Origin of the sequence: Paenibacillus terrae, from assembly GCF_000943545.1 — a bacterium.
Classification (GTDB): Bacteria; Bacillota; Bacilli; order Paenibacillales; family Paenibacillaceae; genus Paenibacillus; species Paenibacillus terrae_A.
In genome coordinates, this window is the sequence record NZ_JTHP01000074.1 from 1 (window position 1) to 22,846 (window position 22,846).

The 22,846-nt window shown below is 38.1% G+C and carries 20 protein-coding genes; 2 read left to right on the forward strand and 18 right to left on the reverse strand.

Features of this window, described 5'->3' with window-relative positions; translation table 11 throughout:
• Positions 1-415: 415 nt before the first annotated feature.
• From QD47_RS25330 to QD47_RS25370, 9 genes are all read right to left on the reverse strand, one after another.
• Entirely contained in the window at positions 416-1,975 is a 1,560-nt protein-coding gene (locus QD47_RS25330) for an IS1182 family transposase (protein WP_044648707.1), read from the reverse strand.
• A gap of 397 nt (positions 1,976-2,372) precedes the next feature.
• Positions 2,373-3,632 carry a hypothetical protein gene (locus QD47_RS25335; protein ID WP_044648708.1) on the reverse strand — a complete coding sequence of 420 codons (1,260 nt, stop codon included), beginning with the start codon at positions 3,630-3,632 and terminating at the stop codon, positions 2,373-2,375.
• 104 nt (positions 3,633-3,736) lie between these two features.
• Positions 3,737-4,168: a hypothetical protein gene (locus QD47_RS25340; protein WP_044648709.1), complete on the reverse strand. Its 432-nt coding sequence runs from the start codon at positions 4,166-4,168 to the stop codon at positions 3,737-3,739.
• A complete protein-coding gene (locus QD47_RS25345) occupies positions 4,152-4,676 on the reverse strand; it encodes a hypothetical protein (RefSeq protein WP_044648710.1) in 525 nt (174 codons plus the stop codon). The genes QD47_RS25340 and QD47_RS25345 overlap by 17 nt, the downstream gene beginning before the upstream one ends.
• A 104-nt stretch (positions 4,677-4,780) precedes the next feature.
• Positions 4,781-5,224: a single-stranded DNA-binding protein gene (ssb, locus tag QD47_RS25350; protein ID WP_044648711.1), complete on the reverse strand. Its 444-nt coding sequence runs from the start codon at positions 5,222-5,224 to the stop codon at positions 4,781-4,783.
• 194 nt (positions 5,225-5,418) lie between these two features.
• Positions 5,419-6,741, reverse strand: coding sequence for a CHC2 zinc finger domain-containing protein (locus QD47_RS25355; RefSeq protein ID WP_044648712.1), 1,323 nt, complete (start codon positions 6,739-6,741; stop codon positions 5,419-5,421).
• Between the two features lie 516 nt (positions 6,742-7,257).
• The gene (locus tag QD47_RS25360) at positions 7,258-8,403 is read right to left on the reverse strand and encodes a replication-relaxation family protein (RefSeq protein WP_044648713.1); all 1,146 of its coding nucleotides are present in this window, start codon (positions 8,401-8,403) and stop codon (positions 7,258-7,260) included.
• A 2-nt stretch (positions 8,404-8,405) separates the two neighbouring features.
• Entirely contained in the window at positions 8,406-9,326 is a 921-nt protein-coding gene (locus QD47_RS25365; RefSeq protein ID WP_044648714.1) for a hypothetical protein, read from the reverse strand.
• A gap of 154 nt (positions 9,327-9,480) precedes the next feature.
• Positions 9,481-12,531 (reverse strand): type IV secretory system conjugative DNA transfer family protein, encoded by a 3,051-nt coding sequence (locus QD47_RS25370; protein ID WP_044648715.1) that lies wholly within the window; start codon positions 12,529-12,531, stop codon positions 9,481-9,483.
• Between the two features lie 528 nt (positions 12,532-13,059).
• On the opposite strand from QD47_RS25370, the gene QD47_RS25375 reads away from it, so the two are divergent.
• Entirely contained in the window at positions 13,060-13,332 is a 273-nt protein-coding gene (locus tag QD47_RS25375) for a hypothetical protein (protein WP_044648716.1), read from the forward strand.
• Between the two features lie 139 nt (positions 13,333-13,471).
• Entirely contained in the window at positions 13,472-13,933 is a 462-nt protein-coding gene (locus QD47_RS25380) for a hypothetical protein (RefSeq protein WP_044648717.1), read from the forward strand.
• An 80-nt stretch (positions 13,934-14,013) separates the two neighbouring features.
• Here QD47_RS25380 and QD47_RS25385 read toward each other — a convergent pair whose 3' ends face one another.
• From QD47_RS25385 to QD47_RS31180, 9 genes are all read right to left on the reverse strand, one after another.
• The gene (locus tag QD47_RS25385; RefSeq protein WP_044648718.1) at positions 14,014-14,721 is read right to left on the reverse strand and encodes a hypothetical protein; all 708 of its coding nucleotides are present in this window, start codon (positions 14,719-14,721) and stop codon (positions 14,014-14,016) included.
• A 491-nt stretch (positions 14,722-15,212) separates the two neighbouring features.
• Positions 15,213-15,521 carry a hypothetical protein gene (locus tag QD47_RS25390; protein WP_044648719.1) on the reverse strand — a complete coding sequence of 103 codons (309 nt, stop codon included), beginning with the start codon at positions 15,519-15,521 and terminating at the stop codon, positions 15,213-15,215.
• A 732-nt stretch (positions 15,522-16,253) separates the two neighbouring features.
• The gene (locus QD47_RS25395) at positions 16,254-17,798 is read right to left on the reverse strand and encodes a hypothetical protein (RefSeq protein ID WP_044648720.1); all 1,545 of its coding nucleotides are present in this window, start codon (positions 17,796-17,798) and stop codon (positions 16,254-16,256) included.
• Positions 17,799-19,120: 1,322 nt separating this feature from the next.
• Positions 19,121-20,365 carry a hypothetical protein gene (locus QD47_RS25400; protein WP_235332359.1) on the reverse strand — a complete coding sequence of 415 codons (1,245 nt, stop codon included), beginning with the start codon at positions 20,363-20,365 and terminating at the stop codon, positions 19,121-19,123.
• Between the two features lie 118 nt (positions 20,366-20,483).
• Positions 20,484-20,819, reverse strand: a complete 336-nt coding sequence (locus QD47_RS25405) for a hypothetical protein (RefSeq protein ID WP_044648722.1) — start codon at positions 20,817-20,819, stop codon at positions 20,484-20,486.
• A 605-nt stretch (positions 20,820-21,424) separates the two neighbouring features.
• Positions 21,425-21,631: a hypothetical protein gene (locus QD47_RS25410; protein ID WP_044648723.1), complete on the reverse strand. Its 207-nt coding sequence runs from the start codon at positions 21,629-21,631 to the stop codon at positions 21,425-21,427.
• A 60-nt stretch (positions 21,632-21,691) separates the two neighbouring features.
• Entirely contained in the window at positions 21,692-21,922 is a 231-nt protein-coding gene (locus tag QD47_RS25415) for a hypothetical protein (protein ID WP_044648724.1), read from the reverse strand.
• 7 nt (positions 21,923-21,929) lie between these two features.
• Positions 21,930-22,433, reverse strand: coding sequence for a hypothetical protein (locus QD47_RS25420; RefSeq protein ID WP_044648725.1), 504 nt, complete (start codon positions 22,431-22,433; stop codon positions 21,930-21,932).
• Between the two features lie 199 nt (positions 22,434-22,632).
• Positions 22,633-22,803 (reverse strand): aspartyl-phosphate phosphatase Spo0E family protein, encoded by a 171-nt coding sequence (locus QD47_RS31180; RefSeq protein ID WP_082067295.1) that lies wholly within the window; start codon positions 22,801-22,803, stop codon positions 22,633-22,635.
• Positions 22,804-22,846 lie beyond the last annotated feature (43 nt).

Sequence of the window (22,846 nt, forward strand, 5' to 3'; positions counted from 1 at the left end):
ATGCTTCGATTGTCCAGCTCTGCCGGAATCCCCCTTTATCGGAGACGAGAATCCCCGTTGGGTGCAGGTTAAGAAAAGCTATGGTGTTATGGTGAAGGAAAAGCGGACTGAGGCTCAACCTTTTCAAACTAAACGCTATCGAGTCCCCCTAAAAAATAAGGTTAATTCAAAAGTTGTATACCTGTCCAATTATAAACATAGAAAAATTTGACGAAAGACTCTCACTTGTATTACACTAACTGCATGACAATCTTGCATCGGTTGTCCAGCAGTCTCCTTGTGAACAATGGGTTGTGAACAAGAGCGCAAATATGACTAGTACGGAAAATTAAAAGGGGCTGTCCCAAAAGCCCTTAAAAAGCATATCGATGAAGAACAAAAACACCGATATGTTCAAAAGGGACGAAGCAGAGGTTTATCCTGCTTCGTCCCTTTTGCGTTTTTCCGTCATTGCGGCTTTTTTGAGCAGATTGTGGGCAAGGCAAAGCCACCCGACCTCCAGGCTTACTTTTTGCAAGCCGCGAAGCAGGAACCTCCGGAAACCCCGATTGTTTTTTATTTGTCCAAACACGCTCTCAGGCTCAGTCATGCGCCGAACGGAAAGAGTGTATCCTTCCTCGCTGCGCAGTCGTTCCCGCATGTCGTTTTTTTGCCGCATATAGGTCAGACTGACGGCCATCTCCCGGTTGCCCTTGGCTGTGGTGCATTTCGCTTTTAGGGGACAATCGCTACAATCTCCACTTCGATAATGGCGTGTCCGAATCGTGTAGCCGCTCTCCGTGACCGTCTGGCCTTCGTATCGAAAACGTAACGTTTTTCCAGCCGCACAGGTCCATATATCTTCCGTTTCGTTGTAGCTCCAGTTGTCCACTTTGCCTATCGCTTGCTTCCAGGCCCTGGTTTTCTCCTTGTGGTATGTCCCGTATTTGACGATCGCTTGGATGTTGTGCTCTTCGAAATAGCTGTAATTTTCTTCGCTTCCATACCCTGCATCGGCAATGACCCTCTCTGGTCGTCTCCCGAGTGATTCTTCCAGATGTTCCAAATGGGGCTTCAAGCATTTCGTATCGGTAGGCCGCTGATGCACGCTGTAACCGAGCACAAACTGGTTTTCCGTGCCCATCTGCACATTGTATCCCGGCTTTAGTTGACCATTTCGCATGTGATCTTCCTTCATTCGCATGAACGTCGCGTCCGGATCGGTTTTGCTGTAGCTATTGCGCTCGCCCGCGGTTTCGATCTGATGCTCATACTTTTGGAGCCGCGGCAGCAAGTCCTTGCGTAACTGGCGCACGGCTTTCTTTAAGGTTTTGTTTTTCGGTTTTTCTTGCAAAGCTTCCTCCAGTTGTTGAACCGCGTTTTCCAGCTTTTCTGCCGTGAGCGAGGAAGCTTCGCCAAGCTCAGGAAGGTCTGTACCCGCGTGGAGCGCATCTTCTTCGCTTTCGACCGCTTCGATGGTTTGGAACAGGGTATGTACTTTTTCTTGCAGCTTGGCCTGGTGCTTGACAATGGCCTTTTTCCAGACGAAGGTGTACCTGTTTGCATTCGCTTCAAACTTGGTTCCGTCCAGAAAGTAGTGTTCCAAGGACACGTATTGCTCCTGAACAAGCAGCTCTAGCACATGGGTAAACACGGTTTCCAACACCTCTTTCATCCGCTCCGAACGGAAGCGGTTGATGGTACGGAAATCCGGTTGTTGCCGCGCAGCGAGCCACATGAACATGATATTTTCGCGGACGGCCTTGGCGATTTGACGGGAAGAGTAGATGCGCTGGGTGTAGGCGTAAATGATGATTTTGGTGAGCATTTTAGGATGATAACTATGACGGCCACCGCCAGGATACGCAGCGTTGAAAATGGAATCACTCAGGCGGTTGACTGTGTCGTTTACCACACGGACGATGTGGTTTTCGGGGATATCTGCCTCTAAATCCATTGGTAAGAAAAGTTGATCCATGGTATATTGAATGTACAAAGAAACCGTCTCCTTTCGAATGGTTGGGTGGTACCTCCATTTTACCAAGGAACGGTTTCTATTTGTTTTACAATTTAGAGAAAAGGACCGTCTCCAGCCAATTTTATGACTTATGGGACAGCCCCTTTTAATTATTTAAGCAAAAAGTCTGTCTCTATTTTGGAGAAGTTCTCCTTTTTTTCTCAATTCATTATTCTTCAAAAAGATCATCTCCACATATAGATGATCTTAATTATCGTGATAATTGTAAAAAATATGCCCGATAATTTGCTAAACAACCTTTTCATTTTTTTTGCTAAGATAATTGTAAGCACTAAAGCAAGAGCAATCATAATATAGACTGGTGTATTGAGAAATGTATTAACGAATTGTTCCAAGTTACTCTCTCTCCCTTGTATTAAAATAGTGTTAGTGTCTCTGTCGAAAATGAGGGTGGAATTAAAAACTCCAGTTGTTCGGAGGGATGAAAATCCTCAAGCGAGGAAAGTCGTTTGATGTTATAAGCAAAACATTTTTCCTTTGTCCATTTCTGATCCATGGTTTTATCCATTTTGATATGACCATTCTCAGTAATAATGGTCTTGTACCGCCGGCCCATTAGTGGACCTGTTGAATCACATTGAAACGTATCTCCTTTAAAGATAAGAGGGCTGCTGCAGCCCAATAAATGAAAACATTGATGCTCACCATAATTTTTCATAATTGAATTAACGACCTTATATCTGTCTTCATGCTTCAAACTCAATAACCCCCCGATTGCGATTACATCGAAGTCTCGGTCGTCTTTGATTAACGCTTCTAAAGCTTCGATAGGCGATTGTGGATGCCATATAGGAATTGCCTTGATTCCTCGTCTATATAAGTAATTTAAGTTGAACATCGATTCTTCTGGATCTCCCGTTCGATCCAGATTAAAGGCATCATAGAGCACGGATTTATGTTTTAAGATAAATTTTGCATAATCTTCTATCCGAACAGGATTCTCCTTTTTCATTTCCATTTTTAAAAGTTCATCAGCCTGCTTTACCCAGTTATTCGTCCCCTCTTTTAGCCCTAACATCTTCGTTTGCGCTGCTTCTATACGTTTACGTAAGCGGTACATACTATACTCGCCAGAATCTAATAGAACCTTTAATCCAAGCCTTTTAATGTGATATTTCCATGTTTCATTTTTGTCACAACGAAGATTCCAAAAAGAGAAAAGTACAAAACGTCCACCATGTTGCTTGATGGTTGCAAGGTCCCCAGCCGATTTTTCGGCGCCGGCAAAAAAAAAGCGCGTGCCTCTTAAAACTAACCTTAATATTTTAGATTTTCCAAGACTCCTCTTAATCCAAGCAAGGTCACTCATATGGATGAACATATGTCGTAGTAGTCCCATAAGGAAGCTATTATATTTATAGATCTCCCCTAGTTTTTCCCGAGTAACCATCCTTCTGTATAGAAGATATTCTATAGCTTGACGTATCTTTTCTCTTGGGACTCGAATCGCCTCTCTGCTCTTCTCGGTCTTGAAATACACATACTTATTTGTAATACTTTCTATAAAATTCATTTTTCCCTTTCCAGTACTGATCTTCATACCTTGTTTAGCCTTACGTACATTACGTACAAATAGTTTTTCTTTTTCAATTGCCTTAATCGTAAAATAATTCATGTAATTGGTTACCCTCCTGAAATTTGATAGATAAGAGTTAATTAAAAAGAGCGAAGAAACTCTCCGCTCTTTAAAGGAAATGGAACTTTATTCTTACTATTACTTTAGCCTAATTCTTTAGCGTGATGCTTTTGCTGATCGACGGTATAAAATAACACGGTATTATTGGGATTGTACCGATTAGCTGCTCTCATAATCTGCTTTGCAGCTATCGAAGAACCATTACCGCCGAATTCAATCGTCATAAAAATATTGTCCTTGTTCTTTTCAATGACTATCATTCTTTTGGAACCTAGGGTAATAAAAGTAAGCTTTTCGTCATTGATATATAAATCAGCATATAATCTATTCTTCTCATAAGAGTGTTCCCTTAGGAGGATTGAGTCCCCGTTTAGGGCATCTATAATCATTTGAGCCTGGTCTGTTCTGGGTAGCGATTTGAACAATTCGCTTGTAGACCTCCACAATTGATTAAAAGGACCTTCAACAAAAGCTATTTTATTATTCATTTCCAACATCTCATTCTGGATATTCATAGTTCTCTCCCTCTCGAATCTCATCATTAATTATTTTCTTAATAGATAAGATTTCACTTTTAGTAATATACGCAGGTATAAGTCTGAGTACCGCAGTGTTAAATAAATTCTCTATTTTCTCCGGATATATTTCCTTAAGCCAAAGAGAAATAATTCGCTTCTTTGTCATGAGTGGAAAAATAATGCACATTCCCATTGTGGAATCACTTATTGTCAATTGTAATTGTTCATCAAAAATTTCTACGCATAGCATTGTTTGATTACTATGATGAGATATGGGAATATATTGCTCAACCAACTCATCCAAATCAGACATATCATGATTACACTTTTTACAGAGAGTTAAATATAAGTTGGTAAATGAAATGTCTTTTCTCAAAAAAATATGAGAGCATTTATCACATTTAATCCGTTTTGACTCGCAGATACAGCGGCTGGTAATGGTTCCTGTTTCCTTCGTTATTATATATTCTGGCTCTCCACAGTGTAGGCATCTTATTGTTTCCATAAGAACTGCTTCCCCTTTTTGATGTATTAAAAAATCTACAACAAAGGCCGTGATTTACGATTTTTGAATAAACGTATAGTAATCTTGATCAATTTTTATTATAATTAGAATGGCAAATCATCATCTGAGATATCTATTGGCTTACCATCATCGGAAAAAGGATCGGTGTTTCGACCTGCTTGAGAGTTTCTATTACTTGATAGGGTTTCATTATTTCTTGAATCACGATTAGATGACTCTAGAAAACGAACATTGTCAGCAACAATTTCGGTTACATATACACGTCTACCTTCATTATTTTCATAGTTGCGTACTTGGACTCTTCCTTCAATAGCCGTCAAACGACCTCTACGAAGATAATTAGCACAGGTCTCAGCTAACTGCCGCCAAGTTACAATCGGAAGAAAATCAGTTTCCTTTTCCCCTCCCTGACTGGTAAACGGACGGTCAACTGCAAGTGTGAATTGAGTTACGGCTATCCCAGTTGGAGTGTAACGTAATTCCGGATCTTTGGTAAGTCTCCCAATTAAAATTACACGATTTAACATTTAAACAACTCCTAATTTTATATTTATTTTTAATTACATCTAGAGTACTAGATCAAATTTCACATTCTCACCTAATATTCGATTTAATTTCTATTAGATCAGCTTTTGAAAGTATCCTCGCTCTATTTGTGATTCGCTCAACAATCACTTTAAAAAGTGAGATATCATCGGTCAATTCGAATGAGTATTCTAGATTATTTACTTTGAAGCACTAAATTTGAACGCTCATTAGTTCTGAGGTTGATCACAATAGGGAGTTTGCCTCCTAATATTAAGTCATCCAAACCTTTACCGTCCCTTGGGTTCCAAACCCATAATTCAGAATGTATGTTTTCTTCACTGATGAGTGCTTTTCCGAATCGAACCAGCTGCTTAAATACATTCTCATTCTTGCCGGTGTTTTTCTTTTCATCATAGAAGGCATCGATATCATATGCGATGGCTACCTCTTGTACTCCCCATTTTTTTAGGAGTGGTATAACATCGCGAAAGTTTCCGACGCCGGGAATCGAAATTACGAGCATGTTTAGAAACTCTGAAACAATATACCCCTTATGTTCTCCTTCAATGATTAGAACCTTATTTACTTTAAGAATGCCAGTAATTTCAGTTCCTGGCTGCCATAAGGCCATTAGCTTGGAAGGCACAATAACATTGACTGGGGCACCTGATCCAGCTCCTCCCCTTCTAATAAAATTTCCTTTATTCATGGGAGCTGATGAAAACCACACATATTTCTTATTATCCTCAAGATTTGTTCTTATTCTCAATCGTATTATTCTGCCCATATCATCACGAATAGGGATATAGTATTTTCCCATTCCAGCAATTAACCAGTACCAATCCTGGTCATTTTCCAGTCTCCCATCTTTTCGAAGAAACTGCGTGAAACCCGGTACTCTTTCAATTTGATACCCTTCAGAAATTAAGGTATTCACAATCTTTTTTGCTTGATCGACAGTCTTGGGAACTGACCGTAAACCTATTACTTCGACCTGTTCTTTAGTATACTGCCGCTTGGGTCCCAGCCATTCTTCCAAGTGTTCATTAAAAACCGGACATAAATCCAGAAAACGTCGATATGTTTGGTCACATACATCTGGAGAAGCGGCTGGAATTTCAACTAGTTTAGGTTGTTCTTTTGGGACGTAAACGGGTCGAGTATTATCCTGGGAAATTGAACCATCGCTATATTTTATCGGAATACCCATAAGAGTAGCGATACCTTCCACAGATCGAACAAAGTCTTTTTTTGGATCATATCCGCCATAATAATGCCAACTGAAAAAATTGATGACATTGCCATCAGCTCCACATCCACCACCGCTATAGCATTTAAAGTAGCCGGTGCTCATACTGATATATGTTTGGGGAGTTTTTTCATAGTGATCTGGATTTGGACATTTTATGTTCCAATACGTACCTACTCGTTTTAAATGGAAGCCTAGAATATCTGCTACTTCATACACTGATACTCTTTTAACTAATTCGATCGTCTCTTCAGATATAAACTTCATGCAGTCTCTCCCCTTCTGTAATATAAAAATGTTGTGAATATATAAAAAAGACCATTTAAAATATTAACAATTCCCTTAAGAGGAGTTAATACCTTAAATGGTCTTTTTTAGCTTGGTAACTAAAGAAAAGAGTCTTATGCCGCATGGCGAGACTTGTTATTAAATCATACTTATAGAAGTAATAATAACATATTCCAAGTAAAAATAGAAGTGTTAATCAAGCCATCTTCGGCGATCTTTTCAAAGTTAAAGGATAATTCCATAAATATTAAATTGTATCGCATCTTCTATCTTTAGCTTCCTATGAATCGTCTGGGTGGCAGATATCCCTGTAACTCAGCGACAGCATTCAGCCTATTTTAAAATCCGCAATAATTTCCTTTCCTTGCGCTCCAGAACCGATTTGTTTTGACAACGAACAGAATATTGCTTGGCTGATAAAATCCATATTGGAACCTGTGCTCCCTTTGACAATAAAGGGAATACCACGATAATTACCAAGGTATTCCCTTATTCCTATTCTTCAAATTCATCGTCATCTGGCACGGTCATTTGTGAGGCTAGATATTCTGAGGCAGTCATACCTTCAGCGTCAGGTTGGAGAAACCCTATAGATTGAGCTTTAAGACTCTTTCCGGTATTATCCCATGCAAGAAAGGTCTGCTTGTCAAGTCCTTGGAGCAGCCGCTCATCAGTAGTGAAGCGAACTTCCACACTCGGCATAAACTCACGTGCTAGTTCTGCTAAATATGGAATTCTTGAATCCCCATCAGCAACTACAATAACACGAGCAGGCTTTTGAAATTCATTAACGTGTTGTATTGCATTTTGGGTTTTTTGGAACCGGTTTTTGGCTTTACTTACCCAATCTTTACCTATGCGGACGGTTTCAACCCAGAAAGTTCGCATCTCTCCGGCGTCTTTTATAACTTGAAATGTCGCTGTGGGATGATGTACTTGACCATTCTTCAGCCGAACTAACGGATTTCGCAGCCATGAAATAAGACGATCAATTCGACTTAATTCACAGTGAAGTTCGGCCGATACCAGATCCTGAAAGAGTGGAGCCATTTCCGGTCCACGACCAGCAGGTATCTCGATCGGTTGAAACCAAAAATCGTCTGTGATTTTACGTTTAAGAATGATCTCAGCAGCATCTGCACCTACTCGGGTTAAAGCATATACAAGAGGTTTTTTCCTTTGATCCTTCAAAGGTGTTACCCAACTGAAAGCACAGAGGACACCTGTTCGTCGACATTTCTTCAGAAAATCTACAACCACTCGATCTTCGTCCGACTCCTTGAATACGGCTCTCCGGATTTGACTACGTGTTGCTACACGGACATTCGAAAGAAAATCAAGCAATCGAATCTCACGTTCGGTGAACGTTCCGTCTTCAATTCTTTCCTCAAGCCAAAACCGGCCGTTACGTAATCCCTCTGCCGGTTTATGATAAAACATCGTAGCATACGGGTCTGAAAATAATCCAAACAACTCACCGTTAGGCAACAAGTAATCCATAATATCGTTGGGGCATAACGATTCTATATATGGATTTTCTTTTGCCATGGGTGGCGTTAGAATCAGCGATGTAGGTCTCTCCGCTGATTCTAATGTGCCACCTAAATGATTTTCATCAAATTTAAGAAGCTCTTGAGACACGATTAACCCCTGCTAGCTCCCCGACGTAAAACACTATTTCTAAAGGTTTTATTAGAGGCCCCAATCCTATTTCGAGGTAGAACGATTAATCCACTGATACGACGTTCGTCCTCATTGATGGTTCTAATTTTGACTTCAAGCTCCTCACCCTTTTCAAATTTCTTTCCATGGGTACCCGCTGGGAAATTGCACAAGGCTGTGAGACCAGACTCAAGTTCAACAAACATACCCAGATCGGGACGAATCCTAACCAGCTTGCCCATATAGAAGCTTCGCTCTTTATAATTACCGATATTATCCCAAGGGTCCTTATTAAGAATCCTAGCACTTACTTCAATAAACCCTTCTGTGTTAACATCATCTGGCTTCTCAAGGGTAATAATTTTAACCTCGATGCTGTCTCCGATGCTGAAAATCTCACGCAGATCATCATATAAACTATAATCTACTTCTGTACGATTTACTCTAACTGCAACACCCTCTACAAGAAGGTATAGGTTATAAGGGTCAATACCACGAATAAAGGCTTCATAGATTTGGTCAGTTTGCGCAGTATTCCAGAATCGATTAGCCAAAATTCTCAGTGCTTCGATTCTATTTGCAACAAACTTCCCGGTTCTTTTACCTTCTTCAATGATAAGTTCTTCAACAACAAATTCAAAAGTTTTACCTAAGAAACTGTGTAAACCTTTGAATTCATAATTGTCGATTTTGTTTTGTGGAAGAAATCCAAAAATACCATCGAAATTGAGCTTTAGGCACTGCATCGTGAGATTACCTAAAACCACATCTTCCAAACCGACGGCTCTAGCAAAAAGGACACGTTTATGGCTCTTTGCGTCTCGAAGTTTTGACCAAGCCATTTCTTCATTGTTCAAATCATCAAATTCATCCATAGTGTTCTTTCCAAGTCTTGCTGCCAATTGAGGCACCTTCCTTCTATTATTATAAATTATTAGACGAAAAAGAGCACCTCTAAGGACGGGCTATTAGCCCGTTACTTAGAGGTGCTCCCTCTTTTTGTTCCATATGCGTCTATCTAATTCATATATTATTTAGTTCTAAACTAATTGTCAACTATATGTCGTCTGTCTCAACATCCAATACATTATTCACCTTAGAGCTGGCAATTACTTGTTCCTGAGACTTTACCGATGAAGGCTGGTAAGAGTTACTATGATGAATAACATTTTCTTCAGTAAACTGGTCAACCTGTTTTGTAACCAACGGATCATCAATGGGTAATGTAGTTGCTGGTACATCGCTTGCTACCAAATCAAATATGCTCCATTCTTCAACTGCCTTTTGATTTGTTTGTACATTTATTTGATCGTTATTAACAAGACTCGTGTCACCAGATACTTCACGAACTAATTCTTCAATTGCGGAACCAGCTTCTTTATTAGGTTCCGAATACTCGGCTGCTCCATCGTAAGGAACAGGCTCTTTAAAAGAATTAAATGCTTCTGGATTAAGACCCTCATAGAAGAAGAATTCCCCTTCTTTTTGCTCTAATGCTTCTTTTGGATCTGGAGCAGCCGGCATTTCAATGACCCATTTCTTGGTATCTACAGTTTCGTCTGTTGGTTCCTTAACCAAATCTACTTTTTCAGGTGATTCTGCTGCTGCTTTGATGTAATCTATATCTTGTGCTTCTGCAGTTTCTTCAGTCCGGATAGGAAGATCATTATGTTGCTGAGACCTGATTTGTTGAACCGTTTCCTCCTCTTTGGGTTCTGATTGTTCCGGTTGTCTTTCTTCAAACGATTCCACTTCAGTCGACTCGAAGTTTTCTTGTTTTAAGTCCAATATATCCAAGGGATTAATCTTCTCTGATGTATCGATAGCAAGTTTCTGAATCCATTTCAATGGACTTCCTAAGGATTTATACTTACTTGTTTCTAATTCAGCTTCACCAATCTTGATAAAACGCTTTAAGAATTTCGTTTCGTCAATAAATTTCCCATATGCTTGAACAGGAACTTGTAATGAACCATCTTCCCCCACCAATTGAACAATAAATCCTTTAAATTCTTGTTCTCTGATTTCGGTAGGTGTGAATCGAGGTGTAAGTTGGCGTGCCGTGTTATATCTGAATCCTACGGTGGGATTTGGCATGCTGATAGGTGTTACAGACTCATTCAGGCTCTCCTCGACTTCATATTCTTCCCCAAATTGTTTACTGAATAGTTCATCGTCAGAGACCTCTCCACGTCCAAAAACCGTCTTATTGGACGCATTAGACATGATCGTTCGATCGTAGCCACGAACAACTGATTCAAGCTGCCCTAGTGACTGTATTGCAATCAATGTTCCGACTTTAAAAGAGCGCCCCAATGTCAACAAGCGTACAAATGCTTCGTTGATATATAGTGGAAATTCATCAATGTTAAAAAAAATCGGAAAGCGTTTGAAACCAGAATCTTCTGGCGGTCTTCTAAAAACACTTGATTGAAATTGACGGATAAAAAATTGTCCAAAGCTCATACTTAACTCTTCCAATTCTCCAAGTGCTGTATTAACAAGAAGGACTCCTCCTTCAGCAAGGAACTTATCAATATCCAGCACTTCTTCGTCCTCGTTCGCAACCATAAGTTGAGAAAGCATAGCATTCATACAAATGTCGTTCACATACTTTTTTGCCCCGGTGATGAACTTATCTTTTTTATTATCAACTACTTGCAATCCCTCGTACTTGTGGCCATCAGGGTATAAAATGGGCCTGATTCTTTGTTCTTTATCCCTGTAGGTTTTATATTCAATAACCTCATTTTCAAAATAAGAGCACACTCTCTCATATCGATCCAATAAAACTTGATTTTCCTGTGAAAGTGTTGGATTATCTAAATTTTTAGTGATCCATGACCGCACTTCTTCCGTCATGTCAGCAAGATATCTCGGATCAGAATACATTCTTTGCATATGAACGATAGAGAACATGTTACCATGACGTATTTTTCCTAGCATAGTGTACAACGCTGCTGTTTCCGACTGCTGGCCTTTGAAAAAATCATCTTGGTCCCCAGCCAAAGCATCCAGGACACCCCGAAAAGTTTCAGCTGCCATCTCCAAAGGGCCTACAAAAGGGTTGAATTTTGTGGAGTGTACTAAATCAGTTGGATCAACAACTTTTATCTTACTTTTTGGTATACCGAGCTTATCACATAGTTTCAGTACATCACGAATTAAATCTCCCTTTGGTTCCAGTACACAGACGCCTATCTTTTTCCCTCGTGCAATACGTATTAAGTCTTGTATAATCCTTGTTAAGATAGTTGTTGACGTTTTCCCAGTACCGGTTGCCCCGTTTATTAATTCATGGAGAAATCGGGCTGACTCTACTAATACAATCGGTTTGTTTGTTGCTTTCTCCCATCCGATAATAACGTCAGCTCTGTCTGAACGTAATGAAAAAGATTGGCTAGCCAAAAAGCCAAATTCCCACTTGAAGAACATTTTTCTTAAGTCCTCGTTCATATGAAATTGCTTCATAAGTAGGTAGCAACCAGTCAAACAAATGAATACCGGAACACACATGAGTAAGTAACCGAAACTAGCCATGGATTTAACGATAAGATAAGGTGCATCTGATCGTATACCCTCGAAAAAATCATACATGTAATGTTCAACGTACCAAGCAAAAATTGCACAATAATGTGCGACTAAAGCTACTCCGTTTACTAGGGCTGAAAATATCCTCCCCTTCCTACTTCTCCAATCGATGTAGATTTTATATCCTCTCTTAATTGGCTGAGTAATTGTAGAATAAAGCCATGTTAGTACTGGAAGGTTCAGAAATACTACGAACCACGAAACCAGATGCGCGTCTAATTCAACGAAAGGTATACTTAGTATGCCTGTCATAAAATGAGGCGGATAAGGAAAAAACAATGTTAAAAATGATTCAATGCTACCCTCCTTATGATTCCACTGTGCAAAATAAATGATAGTGGCAGAGTAAGCAGTAACCACGTTCACAATCATGAGTATTGAAACGAAAATGGTATGAAAATAGATACGATAAATTTCCATAATTCTTTCACGATTATCAACCCAATATTTTCGATATAGAGCTTCAATCGGAGTCATTGATTTCTCTTCATCTTCCTGCTGCATGTTTATTTCCAAAAATAATTCTCCTTTCTTTCTAGTTGTTTTTCTTTTCAACCAGTGCTAGGAATAATTAACTTCGAGCTGCTTTTTGAATGATCAACCGAATGCTGTGAGCGAGTACAGTTACTGATCCCCTCCTTTTCTAAATGCAAAAAAGCACCGGGAACAAACCTTGTTTAAGGTTGTTCCCGGTGCTTCCGGTGAAATAGATATGAATTTAGAATGTTTCCATTTATTATATATAAATTTGGAATTATCGAGTAGTAATCCATTCAAATGTTGATCATTGTCTCATAGTTATCTGGCTCAATGTAATACACTAGAAAATTAAAAGACTTGTATTTAACTATAACTTTCTGCATTTCAATTATGGTTCCTGAAGGGTATTACTTAGTGGATCTCATAATTGAAGTGCAGAAAAAATCTTTGCTTCATGAACTGATACATAATATACTGACACGTGAATAACAGCTGAACAAGAATTGGATAATATCAAATACCCTATTATGAAGACAACATTATGAATACAAAGGAGACATTATATTGTTACCAATCATCATTGTGAGCATAATCATCGTTTTGCTGATTTCAATGTTCTTAAAAGGTTATTTTTATTCTAAGAAAGAAGCCAAGAAAAAAGAAGTGAATTTTCGTTCTGAATTACTCGCCATCATTGATTCAAATTCATTACTAACGGAGGATATAGCTACCTATATCATGAATCTCCCTCTTAAAAGACTGTCTATTTTCTTAGAAGAACATACTCTAATACATCAGGATACACTCATTCAACTTCAGAAAAAGCATTTCGAATAATATAAATATCCTCTCCTCCTCCCTTAATGGATCATCGATCTGTGTGCTGTCCTGAATCCCGCTGTTTCTCGAATTTTAACATGCCGTTTATAATGGCAATATTAAATTGGACAGAATTTATTATTGGAGGAGTATGGAAATGCTACAAAGTAAGATTCAAGATTTATATTCACAGTTAAAAAAACCTGGTTGCCCTCGACCTAAGAATAAAATAATTGAATCTTTAGAGTATGAGGAAGCTATCGCACTATTAAAGCGCGTATTTCTTTCGGTGGTTGCCGATCCGGCGAGTTTTTCTCCTACCCAGAAGTTTTTAGCTTTGAGTCTTGATTATGAAACTAATCTGCTCTATGCCGAAGTATCGACTGGTTTTAAAGAGAGCATTGAAGTATGTGTTGATTCAACGACACTATACAAACCGAAATTGAAGAAATTTATTGTTCTTCTTTTCAAACTACCGGATACGACAAAAGTGCTCACCGAATATGAATCAAAAAAGTCAGTTGCTAATATTGTTTCAAGTGGAATTTCTCCTGAAGACCTCTTCGTAAATTCAGAACACTATGAATTGGTGCATGTCTTGGATTTATCCTTACAATAACAACTATAGTTTTTTGTCTCTCATAAACTCCTAAGTAGAATGCCTCAGCTTAAAGCTGCTGGCATTTTTATTTCAACCTGTTAGGAGTTAGATGAATAGGTTTTAATGGATTGAACGAACCGTTCAGCCTCTTCAAAATTTTCCAATCTCATTTTTTCAATTTTAGATGCTGAGACACATGAGTAAAAACTATATTCATTCCCCCCAACGAATTCTGCAAATGGTTGTAGTATATGTTTGCCCTCCAATGAAATTACTTCTGAAATGGAAACTAACTTGTGAGCTTCAACTGTTAACACATAGTCAATTGCACCAATAGACTCCTTGCTCCTTAAATTATTTCCTAAAAGCTCTGCTGCTTCGTCCAGCGCAAAGTTTATTGTCTCTCCTTCTAAGGAAGCCAAGCCATGTCCGGTTGAACACATACTTAAAAATAATTCAATATTGGATGCCGTTAGTCCATTTACGACCGCTGCAGTTGAATCACCGAAGTCCAGAGGTGACACATTCATAGCTTCAATATTTGAGCTATTGATCTCCATGATCTTCCGTCGAGGATATAAACCTTTAATGGAGTCAGGACCTAAATACAACGTTGAGACAGAATTGCTTTTTGCATCGAATAAGGTTTTAAGTAATTCATCCCCGCCTGAACCTTTACGACCATGTACAAGGATACTTGAATTGCAATTAATCATAGATTGTAGCAATGTGTACACCTCAAAATTGAACATTCGGTTGTAAAAATACATGTTGTGAAGAAATTGTCTTTGATGGATCTGTTTCATTGTTGTTGCTCCTCTCAAAATAAAAAACACCCTTGAACGACAGAATATCCCACAGATAATGTAGGATGATTTCGTTCAAGGGTGCTTCCCTTAGATAGATATATAAAGATTTCAAATTCATTATTTCATAAACCCTATCTTCTTGTAAAGAAAAGTATATTTAAAAAAATGAATTCATCAAAAATCATTAAGAAGCTTAGCTTTAATTGCATAAGACATATCTAATGAATGAATCGATATTTATTAATATTTATTTGAATGGTCCATAAACCTTGTTTTCTGTACAAAAAAGAGGATTAGAAACTTGCCGCTCTTTTTTGATGAAACTTATATATCTATGCGTGTCAACAATTTAATAATGAGTTCGTTTTCACCCATAATCTACTACGGCTTTTATCATTTTCTACCGAATCCCTAGAAGACAACTTCAGTAATTCATTTTCATTCAATTCGTACATTTCCTGGCAGGTGATGCCAGTGTAATCGATGATTTAAAATTCTAAATATTTGTCATCAACATCAATACCAAAAGTTAAGTTGTAAGGAACGTCAATAAATAAGTACCCGTCCCTAATTTGATATTCATGTTCAAGTACATATTTAACTGGAATTGCACTTTCTAATTCCCACGGTTCTGAATTCTTTGATAATTCAGCAGACATTACAGAATTTGCTATACCCATTAAGCTGTGACCATTATCGTTTACATATACATAAAATGGAAGTAATTCAGTAGGTAATTTTGCATAAACTTTTGTTTGATCTACCATATGTTTTATTGTTTTAATACTTTTTCTCACGTTATCACCCCAATTTAATTAAATGACTGGTTTTAACCGTAGTTCCAAAAATAAGACCCCGTATTATTATACGATAATTTTTAATTGCTTTGCTTTAATATTTTTACTCGTTAGGGTAGAAGAATTAAGTTAATCCTCTATTATTTGTTCTTCTAAAGTTCCGGAATCGAGCATACAAATAGGAGGTGAAAAATTGAAGGTACTAATAGGTCTCTAAAAACATGTTTTTGTTACTAAAAGAAAGAAAAACGATACTAGAGAGTTTAAGGGCTTCAAAACTCAGTATTGGTAAGGGTTTAAGAGCTTTAAGAGAATAAAAAATCAAATTAAAACCTGTATAGTGGAATATTAAATCAAGCTTAAGCATTAACTAAAACATATAAAACCAAGTCGTTTTTTACACTTTTATATTTAAGGTTATCCACAAGATAAAATTTATATTAACTTGATTTTATATGATAATGGAATAGTCGAAGACACCTATCTGAATCATATTGAATTTTATTCTAATAAGATTATAGTTGCCCACATTCAATATACAAGCAGCAACTTGGAATTATATGATTTTGATAAAAGGTAAGGAAGATTTTATTTTCGATTTTTAAATAACTGTGGATACTCAATTATGTATTTTTAAGATCCAAAAATGAAATATGAAAAAGGGAATCAAGATAGGGGAAATTGACCAATTCGAAGAACCCTCAAAAATTTGAATTTTGAGAGCTTGATTTTTCATTCATTAAAGAGGAAATTCTCCAATCTGAAGTTATATGGAATTAGGCGCTTGCCTGGTAATACGGGTAATCTATGTAACTCCCCGAGCATCCATTCTTCCACAGATTTTGGATCTTTAGTGCGTATAGCTATGTACGCATTGTACTCCAAATCACCATAATAATACGGATCAACTTTTAACTTTAGTGCTTCCTCTTTAATGCTATCGATATTAAGATATTTTCGTAGTTCAGAATTCTGATATGTGTTTTCTTCTCCACCATAATCAGAAATTTGCCATGGTAAGATGGGATAGGCAACATTAAGATTCTTAACAGCATTAAGAAGTCGCGTACGAAGCTTTCTTATTCCTAATTTGCTCTTCGAAGCAACATGAGAAAAACGCCAATTACGCTCCTTAATACCCTCTTCCTTAGTTTCAGGCCAACGGATAAATTCCTCAGCCCCTGTTTTGTTTATGACTGTATCAAGCATCTCGTTGAATTTCGATTCGAGACTTTCTTTAATAATAAACTCCGGTTTACGCGGCATTCCTTTCAGAGACACATAGCTACTAAGCTTATAAAATGCATGCCTTATTAGCCGGACATTCACTTGTCGAAGAATTTTTACGAGCCGGTTTGCATCAGATCGATCTGAAAGCACTTCTCCGATCCCGTAGTACTCAGCTTCCCTTTTTAAAAGTGCATAAAATTTTGGATAAAGAGTACATGCGTCCAGAGGACGATAGTATTTTTGTGGTTCCTCCTCAGCTACAGATATAAGGAAATCTCGATTGAATTTTAGTTGAGCTTTAAAGCCAGATTTCCCTTTCAACAGTTCTATATCATCAAAAAGAGCCCCTTTTTTCTGTGCTTCAACTGGAAGGGTAAGGGATTTTAAGTTATCCAGAAGTTCTTGAATGTGGCTCTTCTGGCTTTTATGTAAAAACTCCAATAATCCCGCAAACTGTGCATGTTTAAAATTTCCGTTAAGCTGTTTTAAGTTCCGAGAAATAACTTTATTTGGATTTCCACTTGCCTGTGCATAAGCAGAAATAATTAATTTCTTCTCAGCAAGGGTTAATTGGTGGAAACTTCGGGTAAATACGAACGGATGAAATAATACATAGTGTCCAATCTTGCTCGTTTTCTCATTCATAAAATAATTTAGTTTATGGCGATTTGGCCCATCAACAGAAACTTCAGACACAATAAGATCATGATGAATGAACTTTTCCAGAGAGGCATAAAACTGACTCTCGCTGATAGGGGCCTCAAATTCCCTCTCCAGTTGCCGATAGATTGCTTTTCGGTTTGAAAGTTCTAAATAGCCGTAAGCATTACAACATCTAAATAGTATAAAGAGAAGTTGCAGATCTGCTTGGGTTACATGGTCTTTTAGACGCAAGGTACCTCCAGCTCGAAAAGAAAACTTCATCCGACTCTTAAAGTTCATGTTTATATCAAACAGATGTGTTAAGAATAAAGATGTAATCTTAACAGGGTATGTAGGAAGATTTTCCTCAAGCGCTAGTTTATTTGCTAAAATAAGGGCCTGCATTGCTGGTTCACCTCCTTTCTAACGTAGTAGTTTATATAGACTTGGAGAAAAGGATTTGTTAATATATAAATATAGAAGACAGCATGAAAGCAGGCCTCCTGCATCCCTTAAAAAAATAGGGAACAGAAAGCTTTGAAGGTGAGATCTGGTGGGTGCCGGTGATCTCCGCATAATTATTTGAGGATATATGTGTTGGTAGCACAATATATCCACACTCAAGAGTCCTTGTAACAAAGGGCTCTTTTCTATTTATCCACAGTGGATAACTTTTCGAAAAAGGTCTAATTTACCACTGTGGATAATATATTTTTACAATAACATTTAAAAAATCTTTTGGCTATCGGGGTTCAGTATATAGTACATAAAGGGGTTGAGTATATACTTCGGGGTTGAATATATATTTAGGGGTTCAGTATATACTTTATTTGGGGGTTGCATATATATTCAGGGGTTGAGTATATACTTGCTTAAGGGGTTAAGCATATAATTTGGATGCTTCATTATGATTCTATTATTCTATAGGATTGATAAAATAAATCTATTGACTGAAAATCTTTCCTTTTCATATTTCCTTAGGCAATTAATCTCATATACCACATACAAGTTAGAGAGCATAATAATCTGCACATACTAGATAAGGAACAACTTCAAAACCACATTATTTACACTCCGATCGTTATCCTCTCGACATAATAAATCACCAACAAAAAAACTTTAAAAAAGTAAAAATATAATATTCCCAATATCTCCTTGCACTTTGGGTAGCAATTATTAAGCTTTCGCGTTTGAACATAAAGTGACTCTTTAGGGGATCAGTATATAGTTCGCACCTAGTCTACTGGATAACTTGGCCACCTTATAATTTTAGGGGCTCAGTATATAGGTTGTAATGAAGCTATAGGATACTCAGTACACTGAAAGTTAGGGGTTCAGTATATAGTTTGTAATGGAACTGCTGGTTACTCAGCGGTCTGAAAGTTAGGGGTTGAGTATATAGTTTGTATTGGAGCTGTTGAATACTCAGTGGCTCTGAAGGTTAGGGGTTCAGTATATAGTTTGTATCGGAGCTGAATACTCAGTGGCTCTGAAGGTTGGGGGTTCAGTATATAGGTTGTATCGGAGCTGCTGAATACTCAGTGGCTCTGAAGGTTGGGGGTTCAGTATATAGGTTGTATCGGAGCTGCTGAATACTCAGTGGCTCTGAAAGTTAGGGGTTCAGTATATAGTTTGAAGAAGATTGGCTAGATAGTCAGGTTTCCTTAATGTTTAGAGATAAAACATAACGAACATCGTTTATTTAAAAAATAAAAAACCACACCCTGTTAGTGTGGCCGTGGTCCATCATCGTGGGTAAGAATAAGCTCGGATTTACCTTGAGATGCTTGTGATTGGATTTGCAGCAAATCTCCTGGTACAAAATTTATAAATTGCACGCTTTTTCTAGGCCCATAAACAACATCATAGGAGCTGATCACATCCATATTTCTCAACTCTTCAAAAGCTTCTAATATATTACTAACAAGTAATGACCGATTTGCTGTCTGAAGATTAAGGTGTTGGGTAAGAGTCTCCAAATTGTACGATGTTATATTTTGAGCGGCTGAATTTATCAGGTTCACATACAGGATTTTAGTAGTAGGCTTCAGGAAATCGTTGAACAATACGACATTCATGGACAGAAAATTCCCCGACTGAAGAGACTGATGAATTAAATTATGAAAGGAAACAGTCGCAGCCCTTTCTTTTCCTTCTTCTTCTCCTTCTCTCAAAATGAAAGTAAGGGTGTCGATAGGGTGATACATACTTGTTCGTTGTCGAACTTTATTACCGGGAGAATAGTATTCCTCCATAATAATTTGTGTACGGGATATATTTTTTAGGCTTTCGTGGAGTTCCATATACTCTTTTCCGGAAGGTACAGTATCCATCTCTTTTGCCAATTCGCTAAAATTAAAAGAAAATTGTTGTTGCATACCATTTTCAAAGTAAAGTTTTGTTAAACCAGCTAAAACACGGGCATCAAAAGTCCCTAAGAAAACTCCTGCAGAATTCTCATAAGTAAGTCGACGGAAACCATTCCGTGTCTGTTGTACAACACCTGTAGAATATTTTTTTCGCATAACTTTTTTAGTATGCGAGCCGGCCGAAAATAGTCCATGCTCAATTAAATTTGTCTCAATGGGCGTGTCTGGAACATTGCGATTTTGTATTTTTTTTATTTCTAACGCTTTTGCTAGTGTTTTATATTCAAGCTCAACAATAGAATATTGTAAATATTTCTGCTCATCAATTTTGATGTTGTTACGTTCTTCATCGTTTATTTGGCGGCCCATTTGATTATACTCCTGACCGATATAAGTAAATTCTAGTTTAAGCTGCATCGTCTTGTGCCTTACAAACTTTTTAGCAGATTGCTGAATATTAGGGGCAATTTGTTTATCTATATCATCTATGCTTAAGTTCATTTTTTTCAAGTTTGTGTACACTGGTATTAAATTAAGCACTTCTTGTCTCAAGGAATTACGGATAGCTTTCATTTTTTTGCGTACACCCTCCACTTCAGACATCTCTCCTACTATTGTATATTTAAAAACAAAAAAGTAAAAGCACAAATGACAAAAGAACCCCGAAGGGATGTCATCAGTGCTTCTGATGTTAAATGTATATAAAGTCATGCCATGTTATCTAAATAATCTGAAGTGGTAAGGATGATCCAGAAATTTCTGTTGACTGTACTTGGAGTCCTCTCAATTCACTTATACAATGATGAAGATCCAATATAACATTATTACTTTGATCTTTATGGCACGTTTTAATGCGCTTGCTAACACTTTTCTTCAGCGCTTCTAGTGTTTGCACTTGTATATTGGTATGTAGAGAATTTATTCTTTTTATTCTTATGATTTCTTCATTAATCCACTGAAGATCACTTAGGTAAGAACTTAAACTGGATGAGGAGTAGTGCTCGTCTAGGTATTTGATTTCAACTTCATATAATTCAATAATTTGATCAAGAATCATGTGTGGGCTCCCCCCATATACTCTTGGAAACAGAGTAACATTATATTAGACACGTCATAGAATTATGGTCATATATTAAAAAAATGTTAATTATAAGAAAGTGAAAACAATAAAGCACCCTTCATGGCCATTTGGCCTAAGAAGGGTGCTTCCCTTGATCCGATAAATAGTATCTATCCTCTACCTCTATTATCTTAAGTTCTAAGTGTACAGTCAATCTTTGAAGTGAGAAAATAATTTTGTCAGTTATACCATGCGAGTTTATTTTATTTTTAAGATTTTTATTCACGTACTTTCAAATAATAAATTATATTATCAGTTGATGAAAAATAGAAACTGATTTAATTTTTAGAGTTGCATGGGAGAACGATAAAATGTAAATGTTAGTTTAAACTAAAAATACATTCTGGAAGTTCTTATGAAAGATGATAATCGTGATTTAATTCGAAGTTTAATTAGTTCTGATTGGTCAAACCATCCAGAACACTTAAAACAATGGCTGAAGTCGACTTCTGAGCAAAGGCTACGGGGTCTATGTATAATCATGGTGTACTCATAATCTCCCTCTACAGCTAGTTATTTTTGCGTTGTTAGAAGTAACCACGTTAGCGCTCTATTCGTATATCCAGAGCATTACGAAGCTGCTCTATGGCTCCCTCACAGTCCTCCTTATCGTTTTCTGTAGCAGGCTTTTGCCATGCCTGCAAAACGGCCATCAACTCCGTCATGTCTCCACGTTGCAAGCTGATTTGTTTAAAATCCGGAAACACGTACAATTGAGCTTCAATATTTTCGATTTGCTCTTTAAGCAATACTCTCCCCCCGATCATCCTGAAATTTGATCATATCCGTTTCTGACATAATCCCATCAGTCACTTGAAACTGAATGGCTGCTTCATCTTTAACACACGCTTGGAATAGGCAACTGCACTTTTGGAGATCTTCTCAATTAGTCGGCGTGCGCTTGCTTCTGTAAAAGCAGTCTCTTCCCCCTCACGCCCGACCACATCCACCAAACACATAAGGATATCCGGATCGAATAAGCATCCGTAGACAAGAAGTAGAACAAATGAGGAACGTTGGCAAGCAGCATCTTCATCCATTTACTCTTTATCTCTTGGTCAGACGCGGCCGCTTATGTTTACGTATAAATGCTCGGATCAGGCGCATTTCCTTACGGGCAGTTTCCTTCCGTTCCTCTGGTTCCTGTGAACTGCTTGCGCCTTCACCGTTCTTTAAATCATTATTCGCGTGACCGACTTCATCAAATGTGCTCAATAAGCTAATAGCTTCCTGTAAAGCATCTGAGAGCGTGAGCGCCCGCTTCTTATCGGTTTCCCAACTGCTCAAGTGTTCTTTAAGCAGGCTGGAGCGTTTAGCATCGGATGCCCATGTTTCCTGTTCCTGGGCATATGAGAAAATGGATTCCTCCGGCTCCCCCAAGCGGCTTAACAGCTCTATACGTAGCAACTGGCTTCGATGCATGGTCTTTTCAAATTCCTTGATTCCTCTTCCGTTCGGGCCTGGTATCCATGATGATTCTTTAGCCACGATAAAGCTATATTCAGTCACTAACTCCTGATTGGAAAGGTCTTTTATTTTCTTCGTCCTCATATGCTCTAGCCCTCCTTGGTGACTGCCAAACTAGCGTAGCGTCCAGAATCAGTACAGTACGCCGCTGGCTTTCTCTGCTATATTTGCGGTTCATGCTTGGCAATATAGACCCATCGTTGCAATGCCGCTCGCCCTTGCTTCTGTGGTATAATTACGGGGCGAGTCCTCCAAAAGCTCGCCCCGAAAGTCGGCTGTCCTGCTATACAGTCGGCTTTCTTTCTATTTTCTGCCGCTGAAATTCATTCAGCGTTTGGTCTAGCTGCACGCTCTTGCTAATAACGCTCGGATGCCGAAACCCATAGCGCCCGGCCAGCTCGTGCAGTTCCCGGCGCTCTCGCTCCATCTTCTGCAATAGCTCCGCATTGTTCATGCGACAACCACCTTTCTAAAGGGATTCAAGCCCCTGCTATACA

What these genes read in the sequence shown, in the direction of transcription:
- QD47_RS25345 (WP_044648710.1), bottom strand. Translation starts at nt 4,676, where the DNA reads ATGGAAACAATAAGATGCCTACACTGTGGAGAGCCAGAATATATAATA.
- QD47_RS25395 (WP_044648720.1), bottom strand. Translation starts at nt 17,798, where the DNA reads ATGCAGGCCCTTATTTTAGCAAATAAACTAGCGCTTGAGGAAAATCTT.
- QD47_RS25405 (WP_044648722.1), bottom strand. Translation starts at nt 20,819, where the DNA reads ATGATTCTTGATCAAATTATTGAATTATATGAAGTTGAAATCAAATAC.
- QD47_RS25400 (WP_235332359.1), bottom strand. Translation starts at nt 20,365, where the DNA reads ATGTCTGAAGTGGAGGGTGTACGCAAAAAAATGAAAGCTATCCGTAAT.
- ssb (WP_044648711.1), bottom strand. Translation starts at nt 5,224, where the DNA reads ATGTTAAATCGTGTAATTTTAATTGGGAGACTTACCAAAGATCCGGAA.
- QD47_RS25380 (WP_044648717.1), top strand. Translation starts at nt 13,472, where the DNA reads ATGCTACAAAGTAAGATTCAAGATTTATATTCACAGTTAAAAAAACCT.
- QD47_RS25420 (WP_044648725.1), bottom strand. Translation starts at nt 22,433, where the DNA reads ATGAGGACGAAGAAAATAAAAGACCTTTCCAATCAGGAGTTAGTGACT.
- QD47_RS25415 (WP_044648724.1), bottom strand. Translation starts at nt 21,922, where the DNA reads ATGGATGAAGATGCTGCTTGCCAACGTTCCTCATTTGTTCTACTTCTT.
- QD47_RS25340 (WP_044648709.1), bottom strand. Translation starts at nt 4,168, where the DNA reads ATGAATATCCAGAATGAGATGTTGGAAATGAATAATAAAATAGCTTTT.
- QD47_RS25355 (WP_044648712.1), bottom strand. Translation starts at nt 6,741, where the DNA reads ATGAAGTTTATATCTGAAGAGACGATCGAATTAGTTAAAAGAGTATCA.
- QD47_RS31180 (WP_082067295.1), bottom strand. Translation starts at nt 22,803, where the DNA reads ATGAACAATGCGGAGCTATTGCAGAAGATGGAGCGAGAGCGCCGGGAA.
- QD47_RS25335 (WP_044648708.1), bottom strand. Translation starts at nt 3,632, where the DNA reads ATGAATTATTTTACGATTAAGGCAATTGAAAAAGAAAAACTATTTGTA.
- QD47_RS25385 (WP_044648718.1), bottom strand. Translation starts at nt 14,721, where the DNA reads ATGAAACAGATCCATCAAAGACAATTTCTTCACAACATGTATTTTTAC.